Origin of the sequence: Stenotrophomonas capsici, assembly GCF_034961085.1 — a bacterium.
GTDB lineage: Bacteria > Pseudomonadota > Gammaproteobacteria > Xanthomonadales > Xanthomonadaceae > Stenotrophomonas > Stenotrophomonas capsici.
The window spans coordinates 1-4,251 of the sequence record NZ_JAYFUH010000058.1 but is presented as its reverse complement, the minus strand read 5'-3'; the positions used below and the strand labels follow the sequence as shown (position 1 = coordinate 4,251).

The following is a 4,251-nucleotide window of genomic DNA, read 5'->3' as shown; positions in this document are numbered from 1 at the left end:
GCCTCGGCGACCGGCCACGGATTGAACGCACGCACGCGCCGCGCCAGCGCGGCGGCGTCCTGGCTCCAGTCCAGCCGCGCCTGCGCCTTGTCCAGCTTGTGCGCGTAGGTGACGCCGGCGTCCGGCTGCGGGCGCGGGATCGGCTTGATGCCGGCGCGCAGCAGGCCCAGCCCATCGGACAGTACCTGCGCACCCAACTGCGCCAGGCGGTCATGCAACTGGCCGCCGGTATCGCTGTCGCTGATCGCGGTGGCCTGGTGCAGCAGCACCGGGCCGGTATCCAGGCCGGCCTCCATCTGCATCAGGCAGACCCCGGTTTCGGCATCCCCGGCCTCGATCGCGCGCTGGATCGGCGCGGCACCGCGCCAGCGCGGCAGCAGCGAGGCGTGCACGTTCCAGCAGCCATGGGTCGGGATGGCCAGCACGGCCTTGGGCAGGATCAGCCCGTAGGCCACCACGATCATCAGGTCCGGCTGCAGCGCGCGCAGCTGCGCCTGGGCCTCGGGGGTCTTCAGCGTTTCCGGCTGGAACACCGGGATGCCGCGGGCAATGGCGTCGAGCTTGACCGGCGACGGCATCAACCCGCGGCCACGCCCGGCCGGGCGATCGGGCTGGGTGTAGACCGCGACCACTTCATGGTGGCGCGCGGCGGCCCCCAGCGAGGCGACGGCGAACTCCGGCGTACCGGCAAAAACGATTCTCATGGCGTGGCAACTCCCGGAAAGGACGACGGCGCCGAAGGGCGGCGCCGTGCGATGCGGGGGCCGGTCACGGCACCCGCTGGGGGCGACCCGGGCATGCCGGACCGCCGTTCAACTCAGGCAACGTGCTTGCGCTGCTTGGCCAGCTTCTTGCGCACCATCTCGCGCTTGAGCGGCGAGAGGTAGTCGATGAACAGCTTGCCGTCCAGGTGGTCCATCTCGTGCTGGATGCAGGTGGCCAGCAGGCCATCGGCGGCCAGCTCCTGCGGCTTGCCCTCGCGGTCGAGGAAGCGCACGACGATCTCGTCGGCGCGGGTCACGTCGGCATAGATGCCCGGCACCGACAGGCAGCCTTCCTGGTAGACCCGGCCACCGTCGCTGGCGCTGACGATCTGTGGGTTGATGAACACCATCGGCGCGTTCCGCTCCTCGCTCACGTCGATGACCATGAAGCGCTTGTGCACGTCCACCTGGCTGGCCGCCAGCCCGATGCCGGGGGCTTCGTACATGGTCTGGAACATGTCGTCGAGCAGCTGCTGGAAGACCGGCGTGGTCACCTCGGCGGCCTCGATCAGAGCCGCCTTGGTCCGCAGCCGCGGATCAGGAAATTCGAGAATGGGCAGGAGGGCCATGGGGGGTCACCGAAAAAGGAATGCCGCGCAATCCGGCAAGATGTCCCAATTCTACCGCTTGCGCTTGCCCGCTGCTCCCGTTTCTGCAATATAGTGCGCCAACCTGTTGGGGAATCAGGCATCTCAATCATGCTGAAACACATCCGTACGGTCGCCGCCGTCGCGTTGCTGACCGTTACAACCTATGCCGTGGGCGTGGAACTGAATGGTTCCCATCCCGACACCTATGTGGTGAAGAAGGGCGACACGCTGTGGGACATCTCCGCGCGTTTCCTGAAGAAGCCGTGGCTTTGGCCGGAAATCTGGCAGGCCAATCCCCAGGTCAAGAATCCCCACCTGATCTACCCGGGCGACGTGTTGAGCCTGGCCTACCTGGACCGCGTTACCGCACAGCCGGGGCCGCGCCAGGAAGCGCCGATCAACGCCGTGCCGCTGGCGGACGTGGAACCGTTCCTGAAGAACCTGAACGTCGTCGACAGCTTCAAGGAGCTGCCGTACGTGGTCGGCCTGGAAGACAACCGCCTGCGCGCCACCACCGGCCAGCAGGCCTATGTGCTGGGCCTGCAGGACGCCCAGTCCGGACAGCGCTACATGGTAGTCCGCCCGACCGTGCAGTACGGGCAGCCCAAGCCCAGCAGCGACCTCAACCTGCGGGGCGACACCACCGCCGGCATGGGCAACCTCTGGAAGGAGTTCATTCCCACCAGTGACCGGGATGAGTTCCTGGGCTATGAGCTGGCCAAGGTCAACGTGGGCACGCTGACCCAGGTCGGCGCCGATGCCACCCAGGCCTCGATCCTGCGCCTGGAAGACAGCGGTCGCGAAGTCCGCGCCGGTGACCGCCTGGTCCCGGTGCAGGCCAACCCGTACGACCTGCAGTTCATCCCGCACGCGCCGGCCACCCAGCCGGCTCCGGGCCACCTGCGCGTGCTGGCCGTCACCGACACCTTCACTTCTGGTGGCCCGCGTGACGTCATCGCCATTTCCGGCGGCGCCCGTGACGGCATCGACAACGGCACCGTGTTCTCGATCTGGCGCAGCGGCAGCCACGTCAATGATCGCGTGACCGGCATGCCGACCTCGCGCAAGGATGACGCACTCAAGGCCGGCGGCAACCGCGTGTCGCTGCCGGACGAGTACGCGGCCCATGCCATGGTGTTCCGCACCTTCGACAAGGTCAGCTACGCGCTGATCATGGAAGGCACCAAGCCGGCGAAGGTGGGTTACGAGCTCAAGCATCCGGACGCGCAGTAAGCGCTGCGCCCAATCCTGATGTGATGCAACGACGGCGCCCGAGGGCGCCGTCGCTGTTTCGGCGGCAGGCTGGGGAGATGACCTCTCCCCGTCCCACGCCGGTCGACATCGATGCACTGCTCGCGCTGCTGCTGGCCGGCGGCCCGAGTGCCCCCTTGCGCACGCTGCTCGCCCGCTGCGGCGATGCCGCCGCGGTGTTGTCCGCCGATGCATCGACCTGGCGCGAGGCCGGCTGCACGCCCGAGCAATGCCATGCCCTCCGCCACCCCGATCCCGCCCGGCACGACCGCGCGCGGGCATGGCTGGCGTCCCCCGATCACCACCTGATCGGCTGGAGCTGTCCCGACTACCCGCCGCTGCTGCGTGACAGCCCCCATCCGCCGCTGGCGGTCTTCGTCGATGGCGACCCGAGCGTGCTCTGGCAACCGGCCATCGCCGTGGTCGGCAGCCGCATCCCCAGCGCTGGCGGCCGGGACAATGCCCGCGACTTCGCCACCGCCCTGCTCGGCCATGGCCTGACCATCGCCAGCGGGCTGGCCGCCGGCATCGATGCGGCCGCCCACCGCGCCGCACTGGCCCTGCCGGGGCCGACCTATGCCGTGATCGGCACCGGCCCGGACCTGGCCTACCCGCGCCACCACCGGGAACTGCAGGCGCAGGTGGCCCGCCAGGGGGCCGTGCTCAGCGAGTACCCGCCCGGCACCGCCCCGCGCAGCGGTCAGTTCCCCGCCCGCAACCGGTTGCTGGCGGCCCTGGCCCTGGGCACGGTGGTGATCGAAGCGGCCGAGCGTTCCGGCGCGCTGATCACCGCCCGCCTGGCCGCCGAGGCCGGGCGCGAGATCTTCGCCGTGCCCGGCTCCATCCACAACCCGATGGCGCGCGGCTGCCACCGCCTGATCCGTGACGGTGCCACATTGGTGACACACGCCGACGACATTCTTGAAGGCGTGGCCAATATGGCCGGCGAACTGGCCCAAGCCTTGCAAAACCGGCTGTCGACCCCCACCTCAGCTGCGCCGGAGACGCCACGTCCGGCACCCGCCCTGCCGGATCCCGACTACCAGCGCTTGTGGAACGCCCTGGGGTTCGACCCAACCGGTATGGATTTACTGATCGAACGCACTGGATTGACGGCCGCCAGCCTGTCCTCCATGCTGCTGGTCATGGAACTGGAAGGGAGAGTGTCGTCCGAACACGGTCGCTACACCCGCACCTGAGGGTTCCTTCACCTCCACAGCGCCGCCTGGCGCAGGCCGAGGGCAATGAAAGAGAGCATCCTGGACGTCCTGCTGTATCTGTTTGAACACTATTTCAGCGAGGATGCCGATCTCATCCGAGACCGCGATTCGCTGCAGAACGGCCTGATCCAGGCCGGTTTCAGCCCCACCGAGATCAACAAGGCCTTCGACTGGCTCGATGCCTTGGCAGAACAGCGCCCGGCCGTGGCCCAGGCCCGGGTGAAGGGGCCGGTGCGCGTTTTCCACGGCCCGGAACTGGACAAGCTGGACGTGGAAGGCCGCGGCTTCCTGCTGTTCCTCGAGCAGCACGGCATCCTGGACGCCGACCAGCGCGAGCTGGTGCTGGACCGCGCGATGGCGCTGGACCAGGACGAGCTGGACCTGGACGACCTCAAGTGGGTCGTGCTGATGGTGCTGTTCAACCAG

5 protein-coding genes are annotated in these 4,251 nt (G+C 68.5%); 3 read left to right on the top strand and 2 right to left on the bottom strand.

What is annotated here, in order from left to right; translation table 11 throughout:
- Both fmt and def read right to left on the bottom strand, forming a co-directional pair.
- On the bottom strand, positions 1-704 hold a 704-nt coding region (gene fmt, locus VA603_RS01820), incomplete at its 3' end, for a methionyl-tRNA formyltransferase (RefSeq protein ID WP_323437775.1).
- Between the two features lie 113 nt (positions 705-817).
- Complete coding sequence (def, locus tag VA603_RS01815) at positions 818-1,333, bottom strand: peptide deformylase (protein ID WP_132865861.1); 516 nt, start codon at positions 1,331-1,333, stop codon at positions 818-820.
- 129 nt (positions 1,334-1,462) lie between these two features.
- On the opposite strand from def, the gene VA603_RS01810 reads away from it, so the two are divergent.
- From VA603_RS01810 to VA603_RS01800, 3 genes are all read left to right on the top strand, one after another.
- Positions 1,463-2,587 (top strand): LysM peptidoglycan-binding domain-containing protein, encoded by a 1,125-nt coding sequence (locus tag VA603_RS01810; RefSeq protein ID WP_323437774.1) that lies wholly within the window; start codon positions 1,463-1,465, stop codon positions 2,585-2,587.
- 77 nt (positions 2,588-2,664) lie between these two features.
- A complete protein-coding gene (gene dprA / locus VA603_RS01805; protein ID WP_323437773.1) occupies positions 2,665-3,804 on the top strand; it encodes a DNA-processing protein DprA in 1,140 nt (379 codons plus the stop codon).
- A gap of 45 nt (positions 3,805-3,849) precedes the next feature.
- Positions 3,850-4,251 (top strand): DUF494 family protein (locus VA603_RS01800; protein ID WP_323437772.1); only part of this gene is annotated, 402 nt, incomplete at its 3' end.